General features: G+C 59.9%; 24 protein-coding genes and 1 tRNA gene. 14 read left to right on the top strand and 11 right to left on the bottom strand.

Annotated elements, in window-relative coordinates:
* Positions 1 to 203: 203 nt before the first annotated feature.
* Positions 204 to 644 carry a hypothetical protein gene (locus ACA043_RS01695; RefSeq protein WP_497658501.1) on the bottom strand — a complete coding sequence of 147 codons (441 nt, stop codon included), beginning with the start codon at positions 642 to 644 and terminating at the stop codon, positions 204 to 206.
* On the opposite strand from ACA043_RS01695, the gene ACA043_RS01690 reads away from it, so the two are divergent.
* Positions 643 to 1098 carry a tRNA (cytidine(34)-2'-O)-methyltransferase gene (locus ACA043_RS01690; RefSeq protein ID WP_497658500.1) on the top strand — a complete coding sequence of 152 codons (456 nt, stop codon included), beginning with the start codon at positions 643 to 645 and terminating at the stop codon, positions 1096 to 1098. The two genes, ACA043_RS01695 and ACA043_RS01690, sit on opposite strands and share 2 nt — an antisense overlap.
* A gap of 101 nt (positions 1099 to 1199) precedes the next feature.
* On the opposite strand, the gene secB is transcribed toward ACA043_RS01690, so the two are convergent.
* From secB to ACA043_RS01675, 3 genes are read right to left on the bottom strand one after another with little or no spacing between them, the layout of a single operon-like run.
* Positions 1200 to 1685, bottom strand: coding sequence for a protein-export chaperone SecB (gene secB, locus ACA043_RS01685; protein WP_095190086.1), 486 nt, complete (start codon positions 1683 to 1685; stop codon positions 1200 to 1202).
* A gap of 56 nt (positions 1686 to 1741) precedes the next feature.
* Positions 1742 to 1996, bottom strand: coding sequence for a glutaredoxin 3 (gene grxC / locus ACA043_RS01680; RefSeq protein ID WP_038359971.1), 255 nt, complete (start codon positions 1994 to 1996; stop codon positions 1742 to 1744).
* A 1-nt stretch (position 1997) separates the two neighbouring features.
* Positions 1998 to 2411 (bottom strand): rhodanese-like domain-containing protein, encoded by a 414-nt coding sequence (locus ACA043_RS01675; protein ID WP_187678872.1) that lies wholly within the window; start codon positions 2409 to 2411, stop codon positions 1998 to 2000.
* Between the two features lie 153 nt (positions 2412 to 2564).
* Between ACA043_RS01675 and gpmI the strand changes: the two genes are divergently transcribed.
* The 5 genes from gpmI (at position 2565) to ACA043_RS01650 (ending at position 9308) form a co-directional block, all read left to right on the top strand.
* A complete protein-coding gene (gpmI, locus tag ACA043_RS01670; RefSeq protein ID WP_497658499.1) occupies positions 2565 to 4094 on the top strand; it encodes a 2,3-bisphosphoglycerate-independent phosphoglycerate mutase in 1530 nt (509 codons plus the stop codon).
* Between the two features lie 300 nt (positions 4095 to 4394).
* The gene (locus ACA043_RS01665) at positions 4395 to 5681 is read left to right on the top strand and encodes a murein hydrolase activator EnvC family protein (RefSeq protein ID WP_187678874.1); all 1287 of its coding nucleotides are present in this window, start codon (positions 4395 to 4397) and stop codon (positions 5679 to 5681) included.
* 35 nt (positions 5682 to 5716) lie between these two features.
* Entirely contained in the window at positions 5717 to 7036 is a 1320-nt protein-coding gene (locus tag ACA043_RS01660; protein WP_123529840.1) for a S41 family peptidase, read from the top strand.
* Between the two features lie 2 nt (positions 7037 to 7038).
* Positions 7039 to 7815: a divergent polysaccharide deacetylase family protein gene (locus ACA043_RS01655; protein WP_497658498.1), complete on the top strand. Its 777-nt coding sequence runs from the start codon at positions 7039 to 7041 to the stop codon at positions 7813 to 7815.
* Between the two features lie 119 nt (positions 7816 to 7934).
* The gene (locus ACA043_RS01650; protein WP_497658497.1) at positions 7935 to 9308 is read left to right on the top strand and encodes a Vps62-related protein; all 1374 of its coding nucleotides are present in this window, start codon (positions 7935 to 7937) and stop codon (positions 9306 to 9308) included.
* On the opposite strand, the gene ACA043_RS01645 is transcribed toward ACA043_RS01650, so the two are convergent.
* The 7 genes from ACA043_RS01645 to ACA043_RS01615 form a co-directional block, all read right to left on the bottom strand.
* Positions 9289 to 10044 (bottom strand): substrate-binding periplasmic protein, encoded by a 756-nt coding sequence (locus ACA043_RS01645; protein ID WP_187678878.1) that lies wholly within the window; start codon positions 10042 to 10044, stop codon positions 9289 to 9291. The genes ACA043_RS01650 and ACA043_RS01645 overlap by 20 nt on opposite strands.
* Before the next feature lie 73 nt (positions 10045 to 10117).
* Positions 10118 to 10888: an imidazole glycerol phosphate synthase subunit HisF gene (hisF, locus tag ACA043_RS01640; protein WP_007897430.1), complete on the bottom strand. Its 771-nt coding sequence runs from the start codon at positions 10886 to 10888 to the stop codon at positions 10118 to 10120.
* A gap of 9 nt (positions 10889 to 10897) precedes the next feature.
* Complete coding sequence (hisA, locus tag ACA043_RS01635) at positions 10898 to 11635, bottom strand: 1-(5-phosphoribosyl)-5-[(5-phosphoribosylamino)methylideneamino]imidazole-4-carboxamide isomerase (RefSeq protein ID WP_007909210.1); 738 nt, start codon at positions 11633 to 11635, stop codon at positions 10898 to 10900.
* A 42-nt stretch (positions 11636 to 11677) separates the two neighbouring features.
* Positions 11678 to 11938 (bottom strand): DUF2164 domain-containing protein, encoded by a 261-nt coding sequence (locus tag ACA043_RS01630; RefSeq protein ID WP_187678879.1) that lies wholly within the window; start codon positions 11936 to 11938, stop codon positions 11678 to 11680.
* Positions 11939 to 12577, bottom strand: a complete 639-nt coding sequence (gene hisH, locus ACA043_RS01625) for an imidazole glycerol phosphate synthase subunit HisH (protein WP_187678880.1) — start codon at positions 12575 to 12577, stop codon at positions 11939 to 11941.
* The gene (hisB, locus tag ACA043_RS01620) at positions 12577 to 13170 is read right to left on the bottom strand and encodes an imidazoleglycerol-phosphate dehydratase HisB (RefSeq protein ID WP_042557195.1); all 594 of its coding nucleotides are present in this window, start codon (positions 13168 to 13170) and stop codon (positions 12577 to 12579) included. The genes hisH and hisB overlap by 1 nt, the downstream gene beginning before the upstream one ends.
* Before the next feature lie 271 nt (positions 13171 to 13441).
* Positions 13442 to 15106 carry an OFA family MFS transporter gene (locus tag ACA043_RS01615; protein WP_187678881.1) on the bottom strand — a complete coding sequence of 555 codons (1665 nt, stop codon included), beginning with the start codon at positions 15104 to 15106 and terminating at the stop codon, positions 13442 to 13444.
* A 492-nt stretch (positions 15107 to 15598) separates the two neighbouring features.
* On the opposite strand from ACA043_RS01615, the gene ACA043_RS01610 reads away from it, so the two are divergent.
* The 8 genes from ACA043_RS01610 to ACA043_RS01575 all read left to right on the top strand — a co-directional run bounded on the left by ACA043_RS01610 (position 15599) and on the right by ACA043_RS01575 (position 24140).
* Positions 15599 to 17821 carry an AsmA family protein gene (locus tag ACA043_RS01610; RefSeq protein WP_497658496.1) on the top strand — a complete coding sequence of 741 codons (2223 nt, stop codon included), beginning with the start codon at positions 15599 to 15601 and terminating at the stop codon, positions 17819 to 17821.
* Entirely contained in the window at positions 17818 to 18885 is a 1068-nt protein-coding gene (gene mutY / locus ACA043_RS01605) for an A/G-specific adenine glycosylase (protein WP_497658495.1), read from the top strand. The genes ACA043_RS01610 and mutY overlap by 4 nt, the downstream gene beginning before the upstream one ends.
* Entirely contained in the window at positions 18882 to 19154 is a 273-nt protein-coding gene (locus tag ACA043_RS01600) for an oxidative damage protection protein (protein ID WP_401267770.1), read from the top strand. The genes mutY and ACA043_RS01600 overlap by 4 nt, the downstream gene beginning before the upstream one ends.
* 102 nt (positions 19155 to 19256) lie before the next feature.
* Positions 19257 to 19332 (top strand) — tRNA-Phe (locus ACA043_RS01595).
* 409 nt (positions 19333 to 19741) lie between these two features.
* The gene (sbnA, locus tag ACA043_RS01590; RefSeq protein WP_489879697.1) at positions 19742 to 20716 is read left to right on the top strand and encodes a 2,3-diaminopropionate biosynthesis protein SbnA; all 975 of its coding nucleotides are present in this window, start codon (positions 19742 to 19744) and stop codon (positions 20714 to 20716) included.
* Between the two features lie 6 nt (positions 20717 to 20722).
* On the top strand, positions 20723 to 21754 hold the full coding sequence (gene sbnB / locus ACA043_RS01585; protein ID WP_401267764.1) for a 2,3-diaminopropionate biosynthesis protein SbnB: 1032 nt from the start codon (positions 20723 to 20725) through the stop codon (positions 21752 to 21754).
* A complete protein-coding gene (locus ACA043_RS01580; protein WP_497658494.1) occupies positions 21748 to 23529 on the top strand; it encodes an FAD/NAD(P)-binding protein in 1782 nt (593 codons plus the stop codon). Before sbnB ends, ACA043_RS01580 begins: the two co-directional genes overlap by 7 nt.
* Positions 23526 to 24140, top strand: a complete 615-nt coding sequence (locus ACA043_RS01575; protein ID WP_497658493.1) for a glutathione S-transferase family protein — start codon at positions 23526 to 23528, stop codon at positions 24138 to 24140. Before ACA043_RS01580 ends, ACA043_RS01575 begins: the two co-directional genes overlap by 4 nt.

Genomic DNA, 24140 nt, shown 5'->3' with positions numbered 1-24140 from the left:
TCACCCACCCTTTCGGGGACCTTGGTACAGGCAGGCCGGGGATTCCCCTCTTTACACCGGGCTCACACCGCAACGGATGCGCCCACCCTTTTGGGATCCTTGGTACAGGCAGGCCGGGGGTTCCCTCTTTACACCGGACTGACGCCATCGCGCAGTCCAGCCTTTTGGGAACCCTGATACAGGCAGGTCAGGGATTCCCGCTTTTATTGCTCCCGGAGATGGATCTCCAGCCGCCAGCGGTCATCGACCTCGCTCCCGGCCCAGTCACCCTGCAGCGGCCGCGCTGCCAGTACCGTCAGCAACAACCCGCCATCACTCACTCGCGTCCGCCAATTAACGTCCTTGCCGTTGAGCTTGAGTTGGCCCTTCTGCGCCTTGCCCTCAGCCTGGAACAACAGCGCCACCGTGCCGTCGATGATTTCACCGTGCAGCTTCGGCTCGTTGTTGAACCAGACCACCAGACCGCCGTCAGTCGCCTCGATCTGCTGCAGCACGCTCGGGTCGGGCGTGGTCAGGCGACCAATCATCAAACCGATCATCAGTCCGACAATCGCCAGCGAACCGATCACCCGTGGGAATAGTTTCGAACGCGAGTCCGTTTGCGGCGTAGAATGCGCGTCATCTTTACCTTCGGAGCCGTGCATGTTTCACGTCATCCTTTTTCAACCAGAAATTCCGCCGAATACCGGCAACGTTATCAGGCTGTGCGCCAACAGCGGCTGCCACCTGCATTTGATCGAACCGCTGGGCTTCGAGATGGACGACAAGCGCTTGCGTCGTGCCGGTCTCGATTACCACGAATATGCCACGCTGCAACGCCACGCCGACCTCGCCAGTTGCCTGAAAAGCCTGGGCAACCCGCGCTTGTTCGCCTTCACCACCAAGGGCTCGCGACCGTTTCATGATGCCGCGTTCGTCCCGGGCGATGCGTTCATCTTCGGCCCGGAAAGCCGTGGCCTGCCGCCAGAGGTACTGGACGCCCTGCCCGCCGAACAACGCTTGCGCCTGCCAATGCGCGAAGGCTGCCGCAGCCTGAACCTGTCCAACACCGTGGCAGTGGCCGTGTACGAAGCGTGGCGCCAAAACGACTTCAAATAACACGCAAGCCCCTGACCGATCGTTCCCATGCTCTGCGTGGGAACGATCAGCCAAGAAAAAAGCGCCTGTTACGGCGCTTTTTTCGTTGTTGCTCAGACCGTTTATTGAACGGTTGGCGTCTCGCCGCTTTCCTGCATGCGCTGCAGCTCTTGCGCGTACAGGGCGTCGAAGTTCACCGGAGCCAGCATCAACGCCGGGAACGAACCACGGGTCACCAGGCTGTCCAGAGTCTCACGAGCGTACGGGAACAGGATGTTCGGGCAGAACGCACCCAGGGTGTGGCTCATCGAAGCCGGGTCCAGATTCTTGATCAGGAAGATACCGGCCTGTTGCACTTCAGCGATGAAGGCCACTTCGTCGCCGTTTTTCACGGTAACGGACAGGGTCAGCACGACTTCGAAGAAATCGCCTTCCAGCTCTTTCTGGCGAGTGTTCAGATCCAGACCGACGCTCGGATCCCACTGCTGGCGGAAAATCGCCGGGCTTTTCGGGGCTTCGAAGGACAAGTCGCGTACGTAGATGCGCTGCAAGGAGAATTGCGGTGCGGTTTCTTCTTCGCTGGCTGCAGTGTTCTGTTGGTCAGTCATCTCAGATCCTTTCTGATCTTGGGTCTTTAGGGATTGCTGTACGTGGGTGCAGCCGTTCAGGCCTTGAGCAGCGCGTCGAGCTTGCCGGCGCGCTCCAGGGCATATAAATCGTCACAACCGCCGATGTGCTTGCTGCCGATCCAGATCTGCGGCACGGATGTGCGGCCGGCCTTCTGGGTCATTTCGGCGCGCACCTGCGGCTTGCCATCGACCTTGATCTCTTTGAAGGCCACGCCTTTGTTCTCGAGCAGGTACTTGGCTCGCGAGCAATAAGGGCAGTAATCGCTGGAGTAGACGATGACTTCGCTCATATCACTTCACCAACGGCAGGTTGTCGCCTTTCCAGCTGGAGATCCCGCCGGACAGCTTGGCGGCGGTGAAGCCGGTCTTCATCAGTTCGCGGGCGTGGGTACCGGCGGTCTGGCCCAGTGCATCGACCAGAATGATGGTCTTGGCCTTGTGTTTTTCCAGCTCGCCAGTGCGCGCGGCCAGCTTGTCTTGAGGAATGTTGATCGCGCCAACGATGTGGCCGGCAGCGAAATCCTTGGCCGGACGGATGTCCACCACCACGCCTGCTTCTTTGTTGACCAGCGCGGTCAGCTCGCCCGTGCTCAGGCTTTTACCGCCGCCCTGCATCGTGTGCGCCAGCAGCAGAGCCAGCAGTACGACGAAGATACCGACAAGAATGTAGTGGTTAGTGGCAAATTCAATCAGGTGAGCAACCATCGAAGGAGGTTCCAGGGCGTTAAAATGTCGGCCAGTATACACAGCCCCTATGGTGGGCCAAACCCCGTCCGGCGGTGACGTGGATTGAACTTGGCTTTAAACTCCAACTCCCTTTTCCATCGCCTTCTTCTTTATTAGCCACGAGTGGATTCCATGACTACCACGCCTAAACCTTTGGTCCTGATCATTCTCGACGGCTTCGGTCACAGCGACAGCCCCGAATCGAATGCCGTTTTCGCGGCGAAGAAGCCCGTGCTGGATCGCCTGTGGGCCACAGTGCCGAACGGTTTGATCTCGGGCAGCGGCATGGACGTCGGCCTGCCGGACGGTCAGATGGGCAACTCCGAAGTCGGCCACATGAACCTCGGTGCCGGTCGCGTGGTGTATCAGGACTTCACCCGTGTGACCAAATCGATCCGCGACGGCGAGTTCTTCGAGAACCCGACCATTTGCGCCGCTGTGGATAAAGCCGTGGCTGCGGGCAAAGCCGTGCACTTCATGGGCCTGCTGTCGGATGGCGGCGTGCACAGCCACCAGGACCACCTGATCGCCATGGCCGAACTGGCCTTCAAGCGCGGCGCCGAAAAAATCTACCTGCACGCCTTCCTCGATGGCCGTGACACCCCACCGAAAAGCGCCGCGTCGTCGATCGAACTGCTCGACGCGACGTTCCAGGCACTCGGCAAGGGCCGCATCGCCAGTATCGTCGGCCGCTACTTCGCCATGGACCGTGACAACCGCTGGGACCGCGTGGCTCAGGCGTACAACCTGATCGTCGACGGCAACAGCGAATACAACGCCGCCACCGCTCAGGAAGGCCTGGAAGCCGCTTACGCTCGCGGCGAGAGCGACGAATTCGTCAAAGCCACCACCATCGGCGAGCCGGTGAAAGTCGAAGACGGCGACGCCGTGGTGTTCATGAACTTCCGCGCCGACCGCGCCCGCGAGCTGACCCGCGTATTCGTCGAAAACGATTTCAACGACTTCGAGCGCGCACGCCAGCCTGCACTTGCCGGTTTCGTCATGCTGACCCAATACGCGGCGAGCATTCCCGCGCCTTGCGCCTTCGCCGCCGGCAGCCTGGAAAACGTGCTGGGCGACTACCTGGCGAAAAACGGCAAGACCCAGCTGCGCATCGCTGAAACCGAGAAATACGCCCATGTGACCTTCTTCTTCTCCGGCGGTCGCGAAGAACCGTTCCCGGGCGAAGAGCGCATTCTGATCCCGTCGCCGAAAGTCGCCACCTACGACCTGCAGCCGGAAATGAGCGCGCCTGAGGTGACCGACCGCATCGTCGATGCCATCGAAAACCAGCGCTACGACGTGATCGTGGTCAACTACGCCAACGGCGATATGGTTGGTCATAGCGGCGTGTTCGACGCGGCAGTGAAGGCGGTTGAATGCCTCGACACCTGCGTCGGCCGCATCGTCGAAGCGCTGGAGAAGGTCGATGGCGAAGCACTGATCACCGCTGACCACGGCAACGTCGAAAAAATGGCCGATGAAGAAACCCACCAGGCGCACACCGCGCACACCACCGAGCCGGTGCCGTTCATTTATGTCGGCAAGCGTGACCTCAAGATCCGTGAAGGCGGCGTACTGGCGGACGTGGCGCCGACCATGCTGAAACTGCTGGGCCTGGAAAAACCGGCAGAAATGACTGGTACCTCGATTCTGGTCTGACTCGAATCAGCAAGCACCGCAAAAAACCTGTTGGAATGATTTTGTGGTGAGGGGATTCATCCCCGATGGGTGGCGGAGCCGCCCTGAAACCTGACACCGCGGCGTATCAGATGCATCGGGTGTTCGGGTTTTACGACTGCTGCGCAGCCGATCGGGGATAAATCCCCTCGCCACAGGTCACTCCTACAAAGGTTTGTGGTGTTTTTCAGTCCAGTTATCACACAGCCCCAATTGGGCGTTTTTTTTGCAGCGTCGGGCGGGCATACTAGGCCGTCCCTTACCCTGGTGCCGCCCGCCCCTATGCTTCGCGTCCTGATTGCCCTCGCTCTGACCTGCCTGCTCCAACCGGCCTTCGCTGACGAGCGCGCGCAAACCCAACAACAGTTGGATGCCACGCGTCAGGATATTGCCGAGCTGAAAAAGCTGCTGGGCAAGCTCCAGGAAGAAAAATCCGGCGTGCAGAAAGAGCTCAAGGGCACTGAAACCGAGATGGGCAAGCTGCAGAAACAGGTCGATGCGCTGCAGAAAGAACTGCAAAAGAGCGAATCCGAGCTGCAGCGACTCGATGCGGAGAAAAAAAAACTCCAGAGCGCGCGCACTGAACAGCAGAGACTGATCGCCATCCAGGCCCGCGCGGCCTATCAGAACGGCCGTCAGGAATACCTCAAGTTGCTGCTCAACCAGCAGAACCCCGAGAAATTCGCCCGCACCCTCACCTATTACGATTACCTGAGCCAGGCCCGCCTGGAGCAGCTAAAGAACTTCAACGAAACCCTGCGCCAACTGGCTAATGTCGAAAAAGACATCGGCTTGCAGCAAGCGCAATTGCTCGTCCAGAAAAGCAGCCTCGACAGCCAGCGTGACGAGCTCGACAAGGTTCGCAAGGAACGCCAGCAAGTCCTCGCCAAGCTCAACGATGACGTGAAGGCCCGCGACCAGAAGCTCGTCGCTCGCGAGCAGGATCAGGCAGACCTGTCTAAAGTCCTTAAAACCATTGAAGAAACCCTGGCCCGACAGGCTCGTGAGGCAGAAGAAGCGCGGCAGAAAGCGCTGATCGCCCAGCAGGAAGCGGAAAAAAAGCGCTTGCGTGAGGCGCAGGCTGAAAACAGCGACGCCCCACGAAAACCAGCCAGATCAACAGCCGGCGCGCTGGTTTCCAGCAGCGGCGAGACCTTTGGCGGGCCTTTTGCTGCAACCCGGGGAAAACTTCCGTGGCCAGTTGATGGTCGACTGCTGGCACGCTTCGGTGAAAGTCGTGGCGACGATGCCCGGACCAAGTGGGATGGCGTGATGATCAGCGCCTCTGCCGGTAGCCAGGTGCACGCCGTACACGGCGGGCGCGTAGTGTTTGCCGACTGGTTGCGCGGTGCCGGGCTGCTGGTGATCCTCGATCACGGCAACGGTTTTCTGAGTCTTTACGGTCACAACCAGACGCTGCTCAAGTCAGCCGGCGACGTGGTTAAAGCCGGTGAGTCCATCTCCACTGTCGGTAACAGTGGCGGCCAGGACACATCAGCGCTGTATTTTGCAATTCGTCAGCAGGGTCACCCGAGTGATCCGGCGCAATGGTGCCGCGCGCAAGGATAGGCGTTGAGTCACCAAATTTCAGGAGTTCGTTCGACATGCTGCATTTGTCCCGCCTTACCTCGCTGGCCCTGACGATCGCCCTGGTGATCGGCGCGCCTTTGGCGTTCGCCGCTCAACCGGCCCCGGCCGTCGCGCCGGCAGGCACTGCCGCGACCTCCAAAGCCCCGCTGCCGCTGGAAGAGTTGCGCACCTTTGCCGAGGTCATGGACCGGATCAAAGCCGCCTATGTCGAACCGGTGGACGACAAGACCCTGCTGGAGAACGCGATCAAGGGCATGCTCAGCAACCTTGATCCACACTCCGCTTATCTGGGCCCTGAAGACTTCACCGAGTTGCAGGAAAGCACCAGCGGCGAGTTCGGCGGTCTGGGTATCGAAGTCGGTGCCGAAGACGGCTTCATCAAAGTCGTCTCGCCAATCGACGACACGCCTGCGTCGAAGGCCGGTATTCAGGCCGGCGACTTCATCGTCAAGATCAACGGCGCGCCGACGCGCGGCCAGACCATGACCGAAGCCGTGGACAAGATGCGCGGCAAGATCGGCCAGAAAATCACCCTGACCCTGGTCCGTGACGGCGGCACGCCGTTTGACGTGACCCTGGCGCGTGCAGTGATTCAGGTGAAGAGCGTTAAGTCGCAGTTGCTCGAATCGGGCTACGGTTACATCCGCATCACCCAGTTCCAGGTCAAGACCGGTGAAGAGGTCTCCAAGGCCCTGGCCAAGATGCGCAAGGACAACGGCAAGAAGCTCAACGGCATCATTCTCGACCTGCGCAACAACCCGGGCGGCGTGTTGCAGGCGGCGGTGGAAGTGGTCGACCACTTCATCACCAAAGGCCTGATCGTCTACACCAAAGGCCGGATCGCCAACTCCGAGCTGCGCTTCTCCGCCACCGGCAAGGACGAAAGCGAAGCCGTGCCGATGGTCGTGCTGATCAACGGTGGCAGCGCCTCGGCCTCGGAAATCGTCGCCGGCGCCCTGCAGGATCAGAAACGCGCTGTGGTCATGGGTACTACCAGTTTCGGCAAAGGCTCGGTACAAACCGTGCTGCCGCTGAATAACGACCGCGCGCTGAAGATCACCACCGCGCTGTACTTCACGCCCAATGGTCGCTCGATCCAGGCCCAGGGCATCGTCCCGGACATCGAAGTGCGCAAGGCCAAGATCACCAACGAGGCGGACGGCGATTACTTCAAGGAAGCCGATCTGCAAGGTCACTTGGGCAATGGCAACGGCGGCGCCGACAAACCGACCGGTTCCGGCACCAAGGCCAAAGCGATGCCGCAGGATGATGATTACCAGTTGGCCCAGGCCCTCAGCCTGCTCAAAGGCCTGAGCATCACCTCCGGCCGTTGAGGATGGGTTTGCGTTTCCTCTTCGTCCTGTTGTGTTGTCTGGCGGGTACTGCTCACGCAGAGCTCGCCAAACCGACACCGCACAAAGCCTACCTGACGCTGATCATCGACGACCTGGGGCAGAACCTGCCCCGGGACCGCCGTGTGCTGGCCCTGCCCGGCCCGGTGACCACGGCGATCATGCCCGACACACCGCACGCCACCGAATTCGCCCGCGAGGCCCATCGCGCCGGCAAGGTCGTCATCCTGCACATGCCGATGGACCCGGCCACCGGTCCGTTTGCCTGGCATCCGGAACTACCCATCGAAGAACTCGAAAAACGCCTCAACGCTGCGTTCAAAAGGGTCCCCTTCACCGCCGGCATCAATAACCACATGGGCAGTCGCATGACTGCGCAACCGGTAGCGATGGCATGGTTGATGGCGGAGTTGCAGCGCCGCCACAAGTTCTTCGTCGACAGCCGCACCAGCGCGCAGACCGTGGCCGCGCAACAGGCGCAGAAGATCGATCTGGCGAGTGTTTCCCGCGATGTATTCCTCGATGACGAGCGCACCGAGGCGGCGATCTTCACCCAGTTGCAGACAGCGATCAGCCTTGCGCACAAACAAGGTTCAGCCGTGATGATCGGACATCCTTATCCACAGACGTTGGCGGTGCTCGAGCGCGAGTTGCCCAAGCTCAAGGCCCAGGGCATCGAGTGGATCGACATCAAGCAGATGATCAGCGTGCGCAGCAATCGCGCCATGGCCGGTCATGGCAAAGACGGCGTGTATCGGTAACACCCGGTCACGAATGTAAATACATAGTTACCGCCAGAGGTCTGGCGCACTTGCTGATAGTGAGACCTGCAACAGGTCGCGACTCCCCTTGAGTCGCCCATCAACTATCAGGACTGACTATGACGACCGATGAACAAATCACTTCGTCTGCCGGGCGAATGAACTCCATAAAAATCGACAACCTGCTGATCAACTTCACGACAGAATTTCTGCGAATCTGGGATACCAGCGGTTTGCAGGCAAAACCTGCAGCCTTCTGGCACCCCACCCCTGCCCCTGATCTGCTGCCAGGCTATTTTCCTCTGGGCGACGTCGCCTCTGTCGGTCACGGCAATATCAACGGCACGCGCGTGGTGGCTGTGGTTTGCGAAGCAGACACACCCAGCACCGATCCCGCCAAGGGCAAGGCGCTGTGTCGCCCCGACGATTACCAGTTGATCTGGAAAGATTCCGGCTCAGGATCGAAAAGAGACCTATCGATCTGGAAACCAATCCCCCCAGACGGCTACGTGGCACTGGGGTCGGTTTGCTCAAGCGACCACGAAAAACCTTCGTTCAACGCGGTCCGTTGTGTCCGTGAGGATCTGGTGATTGCATCGAGCGGCACCGAACCGGTCTGGAACGACAAAAGCAGCGGTGCCCGACAAAGTGTGAGCGTCTGGACTGCCGTACCGCCAGCCCCCGCATCGGGTGAGATCCATCTGGCACCGGGCACCTTTACCGGTTTCAGCGGCTACTCAAGGCCGGCCAATGCTCCTGTCTACTCGTTGCGCATGCAGATCCCGCTTCAGGTCAACCCGCAGCCAACAGCACCTGTGCTTTGCGGGGAAACGCCAGCGCTTGCGGAGGCTGCGGACAAGCCCACTTACACCGTTCGACTTCCCTGGTTTGCAGTAAGAGACCCGCAACTCCCTCCCCTTGAGCAGCTACGCCTGTCACCTTGCTATCTTCTGGAACGCACGGATCAGTATGTGCTGGTCGGCCATGGCCACAACACAGACGACCAGAGCAAGACGTTCAGATGGACGTCTCCCCGTGCGCAGCGAACTGAAAGCCTGCGCACATTCACCCGCATCACCTCGGTCGAGTTTGGCGCTCAATGGCAAACCAACCTGCCCAACCCGCTCCTGTTTTCGGCGCGACTGAGCCACGATTTCACCCAATGTGAAATTCACGCCAACGAATGGTTAAACACAGCAGCCATTGACGTGGTCGCTGTCGTGGACAAAAACAGATCCGTGGCGGTTTATCTGAAGCAGAGCGACTACCGGCTAATGCGCGCTGACGGTACGCCGGTGACAGGTGGTTTCAGTTACACCGATGGCGCCAGCCTGCACATCAGCCAGTACACGCCCGCGGAGCCTGAAGTCGCTGTCGTTGCGCAACAGGAGCCAGAAGTGGAAATGGACACACGGACTCCCGGAGCAGACAACGAAGTCATCGCCTCGCCACCGGAGCCAGATTTGCCGAGCGCTACAGATACCGCGCCATGATGTCGTCAACTACACCTTCTTTGCGCAGTTGATCGAGCGCGGCCTGAAGCTTGGCGACAACGTCGTCGGAGACGTCTTTGTTCAGTGCCAGGTACAACTCTGCGCTATTGAAACGCAGCACGGTCTTGAGCCCGGTCACACCATCCTGTCGCGCCAGATATCGGCCGGCAGGATCACCCGTCGCCCACAGGTCGATCTGACCGTTGACCAGCTTCTTCGCATTGTCCTGATCGCGCAGCACGACTACCGGCTTCAGGCCTTGCTTGGTCAGCGTCTCGGCAATCGCATCGCCCTTGTAGGCACCGATCTTGTATTTGCGCGCGTCATTGAGGGTTTCGAGGGTGATCTTGCTGTCAGCCTTGGCCAACAAAATCCAGTCGTCGGGGCCGATCGGGCCGACCCATTTGAAGAGTTTCTCGCGATCCGGCAACCGCGCCATCACGAAGGCACCGTAACCGGGATTTTCCAGCGCCAGTTTGTAGACCCGCTCCCAAGGGAAGCGCAGTGTCAGGCTGTAGCTGACACCGGCACGCTGGAACATCTCGCGCACGATATCGGTCGCAATACCGTTGATGTTCTCGCCCTGGGCGAAGTTTTTGCCGTTCTTCGCCATGTTGTACGGCGGGAAGTTTTCGGTGAGCAGCACCAGATCGGTGTCGGGACTGTTTTCCGCACGGGCCGTGTTGAGCAGCAACACAGAGGCACTGGCGAGAACAAGAAGCAGGCGTTTGATCATGTCGGGCTACCGAAATCCATGGCGTGCCCAAGAGTGCCTTGGGTACGCCATGCTGTCCACTGGCCTGTATGGTTTAGCGCATTACAATCCCACGATGCGCCATATACGCCTTGGCTTCCTGCACGGTGTATTCGCCGAAGTGGAAAATACTCGCCGCCAACACCGCACTGGCGTGACCTTCGAGGATGCCGTCGGCCAGATGCTGCAGGTTGCCGACACCACCGGAAGCGATCACCGGAATGCCCAGTGCATCGCTGATGGCACGGGTCACGCCGAGGTCGAAACCGTTTTTCATGCCGTCCTGATCCATGCTGGTCAGCAGGATCTCACCGGCACCGAGGCCTTCCATTTTCTTTGCCCACTCGACCGCGTCGAGGCCGGTCGGCTTGCGACCTCCGTGGGTGAAGATTTCCCAGCGCGGGGTTTCGCCCGGGCCGGAAACCTTCTTCGCGTCGATGGCGACGACGATGCATTGCGAGCCGAAATGCTGCGCCGCTTCGCCAACGAATTCCGGGTTGAACACCGCAGCGGTGTTGATCGAAACCTTATCGGCACCAGCATTGAGCAGATTGCGAATGTCCTGCACGGTACGCACGCCACCGCCGACGGTCAGCGGGATAAACACCTGGCTGGCCATGCGCTCGACGGTATGCAGCGTAGTGTCGCGGCCATCGACGCTGGCGGTGATGTCGAGAAAGGTAATCTCGTCGGCACCCTGCTCGTCATAGCGACGGGCGATTTCCACCGGGTCGCCGGCATCGCGGATGTTCTCGAACTTCACACCTTTGACGACCCGGCCGTTGTCCACGTCCAGGCAAGGGATGATGCGTTTGGCCAGCGCCATGGTCAGTCCTCAGCCTTTGTACGAATCGCAGAAAGCTTGCGCTTCGGCGACATCGAGAGTGCCTTCGTAGATCGCCCGGCCGGTGATCGCGCCGATGATGCCCGGTGCCTTGGCGTCGAGCAGTGACTTGATGTCACCGAGGTTGTGGATGCCGCCGGAAGCGATCACCGGAATCTTCGTGGCCGCCGCCAGCGCGGCGGTGAACGGCACGTTGCAGCCCTGCATCATGCCGTCTTTGGCGATGTCGGTATAAACGATCGAGGACACACCATCGGCTTCGAACTGCTTGGCCAGATCAATCACCTGCACGGTGCTGATTTCAGCCCAGCCATCAGTAGCGACAAAACCGTCTTTGGCATCCAGACCGACAATGATTTTGCCCGGGAACGCACGGCAGGCTTCAGCCACGAACGCCGGATCTTTCACCGCTTTGGTGCCGATGATGACGTAGCTCACGCCAGCCTTGACGTAGTGCTCGATGGTTTCCAGCGAGCGAATGCCGCCGCCAATCTGGATCGGCAGGGTCGGGTAACGCTTGGCGATGGCAGTGACCACTTCGCCGTTGACCGGCTGGCCTTCGAATGCGCCATTCAGATCGACCAGATGCAGACGACGGCAACCGCCCTCTACCCACTTGGCAGCCATGCTCACCGGGTCATCGGAGAACACTGTGGAATCTTCCATGCGGCCCTGGCGCAGACGTACGCAGGCACCGTCTTTAAGATCGATAGCGGGAATAATCAGCATCTGGCAAACCTTCAAATTTGAATGTTCAGCTTGGCTCGGAAATCAGTTTTTCTCGAGCGCCCACAGGTCACTTTCGATGCTGTCAAACCGCTCCTTGAGGTGGGTCTGCACATCGAAAATCGCCCTGTTGTAATAGTGCGGAGCAATTTCGCGGGTAAACAACTCAAGAATCTCGGCCGCTTCGAATGACCCGAGGTCGAGTTCGAAACGATCTTCCATAAAGCGTTTGATCTTGTGATTGGCCTCGCTCTCCTGCTCGGGAGTGAGGGTCAGGATCGGCGGCTTGGACTTCTTGGCGGCCATTTACCAGCGACCGTCCCACGCGGCGAAGTTCTGCAGCAATTGGAGGCCATGGGTATGGCTCTTCTCCGGGTGGAACTGCACGGCGAAGCGCGAGCCTTCGGCCAGTGCTGCAGCGAAATCGACGCCGTAATGACCGCTGCCCACCACCTGCCGCGCATTGGCGGCGGCGATGTAATAGCTGTGCACAAAGTAGAAACGCGCCATGTCCGGAATGTCATGCCACAGCGGGTGACTCACCGACTGCTTCACTTCGTTCCAGCCCATGTGCGGGACTTTCAGGTGTTCGCCGTCTTCGTGCAGGTCTTTGCCGAAGAACTTCACCGCGCCCGGGAACAGGCCGATGCAGTCGACGCCGTCGTTCTCTTCGCTGGTGTCGAGCAAGGCTTGCATGCCGACACAGATACCGAGGAACGGCCGGTCCTGGCTGACTTCACGCACCAACGAGTCAAAACCGAGGCGACGGATCTCCGCCATGCAATCGCGAATCGCGCCAACGCCGGGGAAGACCACGCGGTCGGCTTCACGGATCACGTCCGCATCGCTGGTGATCAGCACCTTGCCGGCACCGACGTGCTCGAGGGCCTTGGCCACCGAGTGCAGGTTGCCCATGCCGTAGTCGATAACTGCAACCGTCTGCATTACAGAACGCCTTTGGTCGATGGCATCTGCCCGGCCATGCGCTCATCCAGCTCCACAGCCATGCGCAGGGCGCGGCCGAAAGCCTTGAACACGGTTTCGATCTGGTGGTGAGTGTTGGTGCCGCGCAGATTGTCGATGTGCATGCTGACGAGCGCGTGGTTGACGAAGCCCTGGAAGAACTCCTGGAACAGGTCAACGTCGAAGCCGCCAACGGTGGCGCGGGTGTACGGCACATGCATCTGCAAGCCCGGACGACCGGAGAAGTCGATCACCACGCGCGACAGCGCTTCATCGAGCGGCACGTAGGCGTGGCCGTAGCGACGGATGCCTTTCTTGTCGCCGATGGCTTTGGCGAAGGCCTGGCCGAGAGTGATACCGACGTCTTCCACCGTATGGTGGTCGTCGATATGCAGATCGCCCTTGCATTCAATATCCAGGTCGATCAACCCGTGACGGGCGATCTGATCCAGCATGTGCTCAAGAAAAGGAACACCGATATCGAATCGGGCCTTTCCGGTGCCATCAAGGTTGATCGAGGCTTTGATCTGGGTTTCCAGAGTGTCGCGCTCGACAGACGCCTTACGTTCGGCCATCACCAGCTCCGCAAAATCATTGGGCGAAAAAGGCAGCCATTATAGGGGCGCGGGGCCGAAACAGAAACACGCGAGGTGATATGGCAGACGGATAGAACGCCCGGCTGTCGCGGGTAGACATGTCCATACAACTCATTTTGGACACCCCAAAAACAAATGTGGGAGCGAGCCTGCTCGCGAAAGCGGTATATCAGCCAACACCGATGTCGACTGACACGCCGTCTTCGCGAGCAGGCTCGCTCCCACAGGGGTACTGCGTTTTAGCGTTTACTTAGTGAAACAATACCGCCGTTTTCTGCAGGGTCACCCACACACCCCACGCCAACGGAATACCGACCGCCAGCCACGCAGCGATTGCCAATGGCTTGCTGCCCGGTGCAGCTTTCCACTCCAGAACGGTGCTCGCATCAGCACCTTTGTCATGACCCAGTGCCTGTTCGGCAGCCAGTTCGGCGTCGGTCATGAAGTACTTGTCGGCCACCGGGCGCACCAGCAGGTTGCACAGGAAGCCCAACACCAGCAGGCCTGCCAGGATGTACAGGGTGATGTCGTAAGCGGCGGCGCGTTCAACGCCGATGCTCAGTTGATACTCACGCAGGTAGTTCACCAGCACCGGACCGAGCACGCCAGCCGCAGCCCAGGCAGTCAGCAGACGACCATGAATCGCACCGACCATCTGCGTGCCGAACAAGTCAGCCAGATATGCCGGAACCGTCGCAAAACCACCGCCGTACATCGACAGAATGATGCAGAACGCCGCCACGAACAGCGCAACGTTGCCCAAGTGGCCGAGGTTCGGGATCAATGCGTACAGGGCAAAACCCAGCGCAAAGAACACGAAGTAGGTGTTTTTACGACCCAGATAGTCCGAGAACGAAGCCCAGAAGAACCGGCCACCGATGTTGAACAGGCTCAGCAAACCAGTGAAACCGGCAGCAATCGCGGCAATCGAAGCCAGTTGCCCGGCATCCAGTTGACCGAACGGCACATCAACACCGAGCAACTTGCCACCGAACACTTCCTGCAGCAGTGGCGAAGCCATGCCGAGGATGCCGATACCCGCCGATACGTTCAGGCACAGCACCAGCCACACCAGACGGAATTGCGGAGTTTTCCAAGCCACATTCACGTGCACGTGACGATGAGTGATCATCGAGTTCGACGCTTTCTTCGCCGGCGCAGTCCAGCCCTCAGGCTTCCAGCCGGTAGGCGGCACGCGGTAGGCCAGGGCGCCACCGATCATGAACACAAAGTAGATTGCAGCCATGGCCACAAAGCTTTGCCATACGCCGACACCTTCAGGCGAGGCGAAGTGGCTCATCAGCGCCGTCGCCAACGGCGCACCGACCATCGCGCCACCACCGAAGCCCATGATCGCCATGCCGGTCGCCATGCCGCGCTTGTCCGGGAACCACTTGATCAGGGTCGACACCGGCGAGATGTAGCCCAGACCCAGACCGATACCACCGATCACGCCGGAGCCGATCCACATCAGCCAGATCTGGTGGGTATAAATCCCCAGCGCCGAGATCAGCAGACCGCCACACCAGCACAATGCCGATACGACGCCAGCCTTGCGCGGCCCTGCGTGTTCAAGCCAGCCACCCCAGATCGCGGCCGAGCAGCCGAGAAAGATGAAGAACAGGGTGTAGATCCAGCCGAGCATCGAGATCGGCCAGTCGCATTGCGAAGAGAAGACTTGTGCGATGAAGCTCATGTCCGGCGCGCAGGCTACCGGTTTGGTGACGCCCAGCGCCTTGGACAGTGGCAACCAGAACACCGAAAAGCCGTAGGCCATGCCGATGCACAGGTGGATGGCCAGAGCGGCCGGTGGAACCAGCCAACGGTTGAAACCGGGCTTGGCGATGATGCGCTCCTTGGACAGGAACGCAGGCTGGTCGGCGCGAAGGCCGTCCGCCGTGATGCTCGTGCTCATTGTGTATCCCCCAATTATTAGAATGGTTCGCCAGCCACTGTTCACCCTCGGCCTTATGCACGCAGGCATGACCTTTTTTTGGGTGAAGCTCCTTGAAGGCGCGACGTTAAGTCGCAGAAGGACGGACGAACCGGCGAAGGTTACCATTTGCACGTGACAGAAAAACCAAACTGATATCACCTTTTTTCGTGTCATCTGATCTCCTCCTCTGAAGAAGCAGGGAAACGCCGGGATCTTTTGAACCGGTTTTTTCAAAATCAGAAGATCGTCTCGCCGAGAGACGGGTGAACCAAACGCAGAAAATGGCGTCGCAAGCGAGGCCAGGACTATGCCTGCTGGCGCCTGCGGGGCAGCTTGAGATTCAGGCGCTGGCCGCGAAGTTTCAGGTGCTGCTGACGATAACGGCAACATGACGCCACACCGGACCGGGCCGTTGCAGCGCTATACTCCCCGGCTAAATTACGAATTCGACTAAATTACAAGGACTCGCCCATGAAAGCGTTCGGCAAAATCCTGGGTCTGGTACTTCTCGGGCTGTTGCTGATCATTGTGGCGGCAGGCTTTGCCCTGACCCACCTCTTCGATCCCAACGATTACAAAGACGAGATCCGCCAGATAGCCCGCGACAAGGCCCACATCGAGCTGACGCTCAATGGCGATATCGGCTGGAGCCTGTTCCCGTGGCTCGGCCTGGAACTGCACGAGGCCAGCGTTGCCACCCTGGCCAAGCCTGCCGAACCTTTTGCCGATTTGCAGATGCTCGGCCTGTCCGTGCGCGTGCTGCCGCTGTTGCGCCGCGAAGTGCAGATGAGTGACGTACGTGTCGAAGGTCTGAATCTGCGCCTGAACCGCGACAAGAATGGCCACGGCAACTGGGAAGACATCGGCAAGGTGCCGGTAGCGGCTGGTTCCACGCCACCCGCCACCCCAAGCCAACCGGCCAGCGACACCCCGGTAGCGGTGGAAAAACCGGCCCAGCCGATTCGCCTCGACATCGACAGCCTGACCGTCAACAACGCCCGCGTTGAGTACAACGACGAACTCACCGGCAAGCAGTTCAGCGCCGAGAGCATCCAATTGAGCACCGGCCCGGTGCACGATTCGACCAACATTCCGATCAAGGCCACCGCCTTCCTAGGCACCAATCAGCCGGTATTGCGGGTGCGTACCGAACTCAGCGGCGAACTGCGCTTCGAGCGCGCCCTGCAACGCTACAAGTTCGAAGACATGAAGCTCTCCGGCGAAGTAGCCGGTGATCCGCTGCAAGGCAAGACCATGACTTTCTCCGCCCAGGGCCAGTTGCTGCTGGATAAAGCGGCGAACGTCGCCGAATGGACTGGCATCAAGATCTCCGCCAATCAGTTGCGCGCCTTGGGTGAACTGAAGGCTAACGATCTCGACAAGACTCCGCAGATCACTGGCGGCATCTCGATCGCCCAGTTTGATCTAGCAAAATTCGTCGACAGCATCGGCCAGAAACTGCCAGCCATGGCCGAGGGCAGCCTGAGCAAGGTCGAACTGGTCAGCCGCGTTGCGGCGACGCCGACCAGCGTCGCTTTCGACAACATCAACCTGAAACTCGACGACAGCAGCTTCAGCGGCCGCATCGCCGTCGAAGACTTCGCCAAACAATCGCTGCGGGCGATCCTCAAGGCCGACACCTTCGACGTCGACCGCTACCTGCCGCCGAAATCGGAAAAAGCTACCAGCGCCACGCAAGTGCGTCAGGCCGAAGTCGCCAGTACCGAAGCCGACGCCATGGCCGGTGCAGGTTCCACGCCACTGCCGGACAAACCGAGCAAAAGCGCCTGGAGCACCGAGCGCCTGCTGCCGGTTGAGCGTTTGGCCAAACTCGACGTCGACGCCGACCTGACCTTCGGCCAACTGACCCTCGACAAGTTGCCAATCCAGAATGCCGCGCTCAAGGCCACCGGTCAGAGCGGCCTGCTGACCCTGGAGAACCTGCGCGGTGAGTTGTACAACGGCGACTTCGAAGCCAAAGGTACTCTCGACGTGCGCCCAACGGCACCGGTGCTGAACCTGCAAACCCGGATCAACCGCGTGCCGGTGGAAAAAATCCTCGAAAGCCAAGGCAAGACCCCACCGGTCAAAGGTTTGGTGAACCTCACCAGCAACGTTACCGGCAGCGGCAACAGCCAACAGGCGCTGATCGACTCCCTCAACGGCAACGCCAGTTTCGTGATCAACAACGGCGTGTTGCTCAACGCCAACCTTGAGCAGCAACTGTGCAAAGGCATTGCCACGCTTAATCGCAAAACCCTCAGCGGCGAGCCACTGGGCAAGGACACGCCGTTCCAGGAGCTCAAGGGCAACCTGACGTTCCGCAACGGCATTGCCAGCAACCCGGATCTGAAAGTGCGAATCCCGGGCATGACCGTCAACGGTGACGGCGATATCGATTTGCGCGTGCTGGGCATGGATTACCGCGTCGGCATCATCGTCGAAGGCGACACCAGCGCCATGCCGGACCCGGCCTGCCAGGTTGGCGATAAATTTGTCGGTGTCGAGTGGCCGCTGCGCTGCCGCGGCCCGCTGGAGCTGGGCGCCAAAGCCTGCCGCTTGGATAACGAACGCCTTGGCCAGGTCGCAAGCAAACTCGCCGGCGACAAGTTGAGCGAAAAAATCGACGAAAAACTGGGCGACAAGGTCAGCCCGGAACTGAAAAACGCACTGAAGGGGCTGTTCAAGCGATGAGAGCAGAGCAGTTTTCAGAGGCGGTGCTGGATTGGTTCGACCGCCACGGCCGCCACGACTTGCCTTGGCAGCAGGACATCAACCCGTATCGGGTGTGGGTGTCGGAAATCATGTTGCAGCAGACTCAGGTCAGCACTGTGCTCAATTACTTCGACCGCTTCATGGCCGCGTTGCCAACGGTCGAAGCGCTGGCCGAGGCGCCAGAAGACGAAGTGCTGCACCTGTGGACGGGCCTGGGCTACTACACCCGCGCGCGCAATTTGCAGAAGACCGCGAAAATAGTCGTCAGCCAGTACGGCGGCGAGTTTCCGCGCGATGTAGAAAAGTTAACGGATCTGCCGGGCATCGGCTTGTCCACCGCGGGCGCGATTGCCAGCATCAGCATGGGCCTGCGCGCGCCGATCCTCGACGGCAACGTCAAACGCGTGCTGGCGCGCTTTACCGCGCAAGAGGGCTACCCCGGCGAGCCGAAGGTCGCCAAACAGCTGTGGGCCAACGCAGAGCGCTTTACGCCGCACGATCGGGTCAACGCCTACACCCAGGCGATGATGGATCTCGGCGCTACGCTGTGCACGCGCAGCAAGCCGAGTTGCCTGCTCTGCCCGCTGGAGCGTGGCTGCGAGGCGCACATGCTCGGCTTGGAAACGCGCTACCCGATTCCCAAGCCGCGCAAGGCTATCCCGCAGAAACGCACGCTGATGCCGATGCTCGCCAATGGCAACGGCGCGATTCTGCTGTATCGCCGCCCATCGACCGGTCTGTGGGGCGGTTTGTGGAGCCTGCCGGAACTTGACGACCTCGACGACTTGCAACATCTCGCCGATCAGCACTCGCTGGCACTGGGCGAGCAGCAGGCGCTGCCGAGCCTCGTCCACACGTTCAGCCATTTCCAGCTGTCCATCGAACCCTGGCTGGTTCAGGTGCAGGAGGCCAGCCATCACGTGGCCGAGGCCGACTGGCTCTGGTATAACCTCGCCACCCCGCCGCGCCTGGGCCTCGCCGCCCCGGTCAAAACCTTGCTCGAACGCGCGGCCGCCGTATTGAATGCAGGAGAGTCGACATGACCCGCACCGTAATTTGCCGCAAGTACCACGAAGAACTGCCAGCCCTGGATCGCGCTCCTTTCCCGGGCACAAAAGGTCAGGATATTTTTGACAACGTCTCCGCCAAGGCCTGGGCCGACTGGCAGAAACACCAGACCCTGCTGATCAACGAAAAGCGCCTGAACATGATGAACGCCGAAGATCGTAAATTTCTGCAGGGCGAAATGGACAAGTACTTCTCCGGCGAGGAATACGCCCAGGCCGAAGGCTACGTTCCGCCTGCCGAGTAACCCCGAGAAATCGGGGGCGGATCGTAAGCGACGGAATTAATTTAAGAAATTTTAAAAAAGTCGTTGACGAGAATCCGAAAAACCCTTTTAATGCGCCCCGTTGCCCAGATAGCTCAGTCGGTAGAGCAGGGGATTGAAAATCCCCGTGTCGGCGGTTCGATTCCGTCTCTGGGCACCAAATACCGAAAACCCTGAATCGCAAGATTCAGGGTTTTTTTATGCCTGCGATTTAATCCCCCCGCCTTCCCCCCCCTTCTCCCGGTACACCCCAACCCCCGCTGTACTGGAAAAAACCCGAAATCTGTATCTCTCCCCGTGTAGGAAAATTCGCCAGTATTTCTCCAAGCCTTGGCGAGCCAATGACTGGCTCTACTTTGCGCCCCGCAAAACTCTGGGCTTCTGAAGCCCTCAGAGCGCAATACCTGATTTTTTGAATAGATCGGCGTCCACCGCAAGGTCACTTCCCGTCCAGCTAAAAAATCTGAAAACAGACCCAACAGGCGAACTGCATTTACTGCTTTTCAAACATTCCAGGATGAATGCTGGCGCCCCCGTGCGCCCGGCAATAGAGACGAAACGGACGACGTATGATCAAGCAACTTATCAATGAAGACAGTTATGTGCAGATTGGGGATCTTTGCAGCGCGACGATCCAACTGAAAATCGAAGGGCTGAATCCTGCCGGATCGATAAAACTCAAAACCGCGCACGCGCTCGTTACGGATCTGGAAAACCAGGGCCGGATTACCCATAAAACCCGACTGGTCGAGTCTTCGTCGGGCAATCTGGGGGTCGCGCTGGCCATGGTCTGCGCTGCCAAGGGCTACAAGTTTGTCTGTGTGATCGATCCGAATATCTCTGCGCCGAACAGGAAGCTCATGCAGGCACTGGGTGCCGAGATGATCATGGTTGATCAGCGTGACGAAAACGGCGGTTACCTGAATTCACGTATTCGTTTGATCGAGCAAATGGTCGCGGAAAACCCCGACTACATCTGGCTCAATCAATACAAGAATCCAACCAATCCCTTCGCCCACTATCAAGCGACGGCCAAGTCCATCGCCCGTAAGTTTGCACACGTGGATTACTTGTTTGTCGGCGCCGGCACGACCGGCACGCTGATGGGCTGCAAGAACTACTTCGCCGAACATCATCCGCACACCAAAGTCATCGCCGTCGATACCGTCGGCTCGGTCACGTTCGGTTTGCCGGGAGGAACGCGACATATTCCGGGGCTCGGCACCAGCCGCCTGCCGGAGATTTTCGAGCCGTCCGGTATTCACGACTTCCTGTCGATTCCCGAGGAGCAGACGATCAAGGTCTGCCGCTGGCTGGCGCAACGCTACGGCCTGCTCTTCGGCGGCTCCACCGGCACTGTCCTCGCCGGCATCCAGCAGTGGGCGCCGCACATTCGTCCCGACGATGTCGTTGTGGCGATCTCACCGGACATGGGTGAGCGCTACCTCGAAACCATCTATTCCGACGACTGGGTTTCCCAGCGCATCGGCGCAGCAGCGCTGCATCCCCTTTTCCCAGAAATCGCTCTGGCACTTTCGGCGTAATCCCCAATGACCACTCAAACTTCGATTCAACCGTTCCACGTCATTCCCGGTGCAGTCGTGAAGGACATCCTCAACGGACTTCGTCAGGAAGCCATCGAGATCGTCGCGCAGACTTACCTCACCCATGAACGTGGCGAGACCGTTAACCCCGACAGTTACTTCCTGCGTTTTCCGGCGGAGCCGGCGAACCGGATCATTGCCCTGCCGGCGGCGATCGTCGATAGCGAGGGTGATCAATCGGTCTCCGGGATCAAGTGGATTGCCAGCTATCCCGACAACATCAAGTCAGGTATCCCGCGCGCTTCGGCGGTGCTGATCCTCAACGATCCGGACACCGGTTATCCCTACGCCTTACTGGAAGGTGCGTTGATCAGTGCTGTGCGCACGGCGGCGTCGGCGGTGCTCGGCGCCTGGTGGCTCAATGGCCAAAGTCGCAGCGCGCCAAAGCTGTCGATCATTGGTGGAGGGGTGATCTCGCGCAACATCCTTGAGACGTTCATCGCCGACGATTGGTCTTTCGATAGCGTTGGCATTCACGATCTCAACGCAGAATCAGCTCAGGCGCTGTCGGCATTCGGCAAGCAACTCGGATTACCGGATGTGCAACAGTTGTCGCTGCAGGACGCACTGACCGCCGACATCGTGGTGTTCGCTACCAGCGCCGGCGAGCCCTATGTCAAAGGCAGCGGGACATTCCGCCCAGGCCAGATTGTGTTGAATATCTCGCTGCGTGATATCGGCGCAGAAATCATCGAGGAAAGTTACAACTACTTCGACGACGTGACCCATTGCCTGAAGGCCAATACATCGCCGCATCTGGCCGAGCAAAAGTACGGTCATCGCGAGTTCGTCACCGGCACCGTGGCGCAATTGATTCGCGGCGATCTGCAAGTCGCCACAGACAAACCGCTGATCTATTCGCCGTTCGGCATGGGCATTCTTGATCTGGCGATTGGCCGGATGATCCACGACATCGCGGTCAAGGACGGCTCGGCGGTCGCCATCCCGTCCTTCTTCGGGGAGGAGCGCAGATGGTGAATTCGCCTCTGCACATCGGCCTGGTCGGCTGCGGATCGCGCGGGCTGTCGATTTTCGAACGCCTGTTGAGCCTTGCTGAAGAGCGCCCGGAGCAACACGTCGTGATCGACATCTTCGATCCCAATGTGCTCGGTAGCGGCGCGCACTGGCCAAACCAACCGGACTACCTGCTGCTCAACACCGTTGCCGGTCAGCTCGGGGTATTTCCGGACGCGGCGGCATTCGGCAACCTTGCGGATGCACGGGAACGATCGGGGCCGGACTTCCTGACGTGGTGCCGCGCGCAGCGGCTCAAGGTCGATCCGGACAGCGGTTTGCTCGCCGCCAATGGACGCGATGTCGAGCCAGAGGACTTCCTGCCGCGCTACTTGCTCGGCGCTTACCTGGCCGACGCCTTTGCGCGAATCCTCGCCACCGCTCCTCATTGGGTGACGGTGAATCTGCATCAGCACACCGTCACGGCTGTTGAGCGCAACGAGGGTTCTCATTACGTTCTGAAAACCGCTTCAGGTGCTGCGGTGACGGTGGATCGGCTGATCCTGACGGTCGGCCACACCGGTCGCCTGCAAACGGCTGATCACCAACGCGTTGAGAACATCTATCCACTGCCCGGCAGCCTCGACACCATCGAGCCCGGCGAGACCGTACTGATCGAAGGGCTGGGGCTGGGCGCAATGGACACCTTGGCGGCCCTCACCTCTGGACGAGGCGGACACTACAAGCGGATGGCCGACGCCAGTCACGCCTATGAACCCTCAGGTCAGGAGCCGGTGATCTTTATCCAGTCACGGGACGGGCTGCCGTTTCGAACCCGTCCCAATGGTCTGATAGAAAATCCTCGCCACCACGCCGTGCTGCTGACGAGTGCGCGCATCGAAGCCTTGCGGGCAAATGCACAACACCGGCAGCTGGATTTCGAGCAGGACATCCTGCCGCTCATGCTGCTTGAGATGCGGGCGGCGGCCGTCGCCGTGGTACTTGGCGAATCAGGGCGGGAGCAGGTGCTGGCAACGCTCAGAGCCGTCAGTGTTGCGGGCAATCCCGGTGTTGTCGCTTGCGAGGCGCTGCTGCGCGATTACGAAGCGACCGGCGGCTCCATCAACCCGCTAGCGCTGATCTGGCATGCACTGCCTGACGACGTGACGCCTTACAACTATCACGCCTGGATCTACGACACGATCGAAGCCGACCTGCACGAATCGCGGCTTGGGCGTGGGGAATCGGCGATCAAAGCGGCCATCGAGGTCTGGCGCGATCTGCGTGACCGACTGCGCGAAGCCGTGGATTTCGACGGGCTGACCGACGCCTCGCATCGCCAGTTCTACGGCCGTTGGCACAAGGCGATCAACCGCCTCGTTGCCGGCCCGCAGAAAGAGCGCCACGCCGACCTGCTCGCCCTGTGTGACGCAGGCCTGCTGACGTTTCTCAAACCCGGCTCACGACCGGCGATAGACAACTTCCGGCGTGTCGCCGGTTATGTCCAGGGCAGTGGCGTGAACAACAGCGACTGTGCACCGGTGCGCGATCTCGCGCGCCTGGGGCTTATCCGCCCGAGAACCAACGAGCCGGGCATCGACGGCATCGATGTCGACGCAGCGTGCCACCCCAAATCGGTTTCGGGCGAAGCGGTACGCAACATCTGGGTACTCGGCCCGCTCGCCGAAGGCTCTTGCTACTACAACCACTACGTCACTTCGGCGGGTGCGCCCTCGCGTCTGTTCATGGACGCTCATCGCGCGGCCACTGCAATCCTTGAGGCAGGTACTCCAGCATGAAACTTTTCTACCAGACGCATTCGCCCTACGCCCGCAAAGTACTGGTGCTGGCTCACGAACTCGGAATGGCTTCGAACCTGGAAGTCATCCACCACGAGACCAGCCCGACGTCGCCGAACGCGGTCATCTACAAGGCCAACCCGCTAGGTAAAGTCCCGGTGCTGATGCTGCCCGACGACACGGCGCTGTTCGACTCCATCGTGATTTGTGAATACCTCGACGACCTGAGTGACGGGCCGAAACTCATCCCGGCAAGCGGCCCCGAGCGCTATAAGGCGCTGCGCCTTCAGGCCTTGGCGCAGGGCATGTGCGATGTCGGCATCAAGCTGCGCTGGGAAGTCGAGCGGCGCCCGGAGGCCTTGCGCTATCCGGCCTACGCCGACGGTCAGGCTTTCAAACTCAAAGAGGCTTACCGCTTCATCGAAGAACACGTCGACCTCAATGGCCCGATCACTATCGGCCACGTTGCCCTGGCGACCGCGCTCGACTGGATCGCCTTTCGCCAGTTATCGGACTTTTCCGCTCAAGCACGCCTGACCGAGTGGTATCAGACTTTTTGTGAGCGCGCTTCCATGCGGGCGACCGAGTACAGCGGGCAGACTCACGATTAA

Source organism: Pseudomonas sp. LBUM1648 (genome assembly GCF_059716145.1).
The sequence above is the reverse complement of the archived record's forward strand: the minus strand, read 5'-3'. Positions and strand labels throughout refer to the sequence as shown.

Coding starts and splice junctions, on each gene's coding strand:
- ACA043_RS01690 (WP_497658500.1), top strand. CDS start 643: ATGTTTCACGTCATCCTTTTTCAACCAGAAATTCCGCCGAATACCGGC.
- ACA043_RS01695 (WP_497658501.1), bottom strand. CDS start 644: ATGCACGGCTCCGAAGGTAAAGATGACGCGCATTCTACGCCGCAAACG.
- secB (WP_095190086.1), bottom strand. CDS start 1,685: ATGACTGACCAACAGAACACTGCAGCCAGCGAAGAAGAAACCGCACCG.
- grxC (WP_038359971.1), bottom strand. CDS start 1,996: ATGAGCGAAGTCATCGTCTACTCCAGCGATTACTGCCCTTATTGCTCG.
- ACA043_RS01675 (WP_187678872.1), bottom strand. CDS start 2,411: ATGGTTGCTCACCTGATTGAATTTGCCACTAACCACTACATTCTTGTC.
- gpmI (WP_497658499.1), top strand. CDS start 2,565: ATGACTACCACGCCTAAACCTTTGGTCCTGATCATTCTCGACGGCTTC.
- ACA043_RS01665 (WP_187678874.1), top strand. CDS start 4,395: ATGCTTCGCGTCCTGATTGCCCTCGCTCTGACCTGCCTGCTCCAACCG.
- ACA043_RS01660 (WP_123529840.1), top strand. CDS start 5,717: ATGCTGCATTTGTCCCGCCTTACCTCGCTGGCCCTGACGATCGCCCTG.
- ACA043_RS01655 (WP_497658498.1), top strand. CDS start 7,039: ATGGGTTTGCGTTTCCTCTTCGTCCTGTTGTGTTGTCTGGCGGGTACT.
- ACA043_RS01650 (WP_497658497.1), top strand. CDS start 7,935: ATGACGACCGATGAACAAATCACTTCGTCTGCCGGGCGAATGAACTCC.
- ACA043_RS01645 (WP_187678878.1), bottom strand. CDS start 10,044: ATGATCAAACGCCTGCTTCTTGTTCTCGCCAGTGCCTCTGTGTTGCTG.
- hisF (WP_007897430.1), bottom strand. CDS start 10,888: ATGGCGCTGGCCAAACGCATCATCCCTTGCCTGGACGTGGACAACGGC.
- hisA (WP_007909210.1), bottom strand. CDS start 11,635: ATGCTGATTATTCCCGCTATCGATCTTAAAGACGGTGCCTGCGTACGT.
- ACA043_RS01630 (WP_187678879.1), bottom strand. CDS start 11,938: ATGGCCGCCAAGAAGTCCAAGCCGCCGATCCTGACCCTCACTCCCGAG.
- hisH (WP_187678880.1), bottom strand. CDS start 12,577: ATGCAGACGGTTGCAGTTATCGACTACGGCATGGGCAACCTGCACTCG.
- hisB (WP_042557195.1), bottom strand. CDS start 13,170: ATGGCCGAACGTAAGGCGTCTGTCGAGCGCGACACTCTGGAAACCCAG.
- ACA043_RS01615 (WP_187678881.1), bottom strand. CDS start 15,106: ATGAGCACGAGCATCACGGCGGACGGCCTTCGCGCCGACCAGCCTGCG.
- ACA043_RS01610 (WP_497658496.1), top strand. CDS start 15,599: ATGAAAGCGTTCGGCAAAATCCTGGGTCTGGTACTTCTCGGGCTGTTG.
- mutY (WP_497658495.1), top strand. CDS start 17,818: ATGAGAGCAGAGCAGTTTTCAGAGGCGGTGCTGGATTGGTTCGACCGC.
- ACA043_RS01600 (WP_401267770.1), top strand. CDS start 18,882: ATGACCCGCACCGTAATTTGCCGCAAGTACCACGAAGAACTGCCAGCC.
- sbnA (WP_489879697.1), top strand. CDS start 19,742: ATGATCAAGCAACTTATCAATGAAGACAGTTATGTGCAGATTGGGGAT.
- sbnB (WP_401267764.1), top strand. CDS start 20,723: ATGACCACTCAAACTTCGATTCAACCGTTCCACGTCATTCCCGGTGCA.
- ACA043_RS01580 (WP_497658494.1), top strand. CDS start 21,748: ATGGTGAATTCGCCTCTGCACATCGGCCTGGTCGGCTGCGGATCGCGC.
- ACA043_RS01575 (WP_497658493.1), top strand. CDS start 23,526: ATGAAACTTTTCTACCAGACGCATTCGCCCTACGCCCGCAAAGTACTG.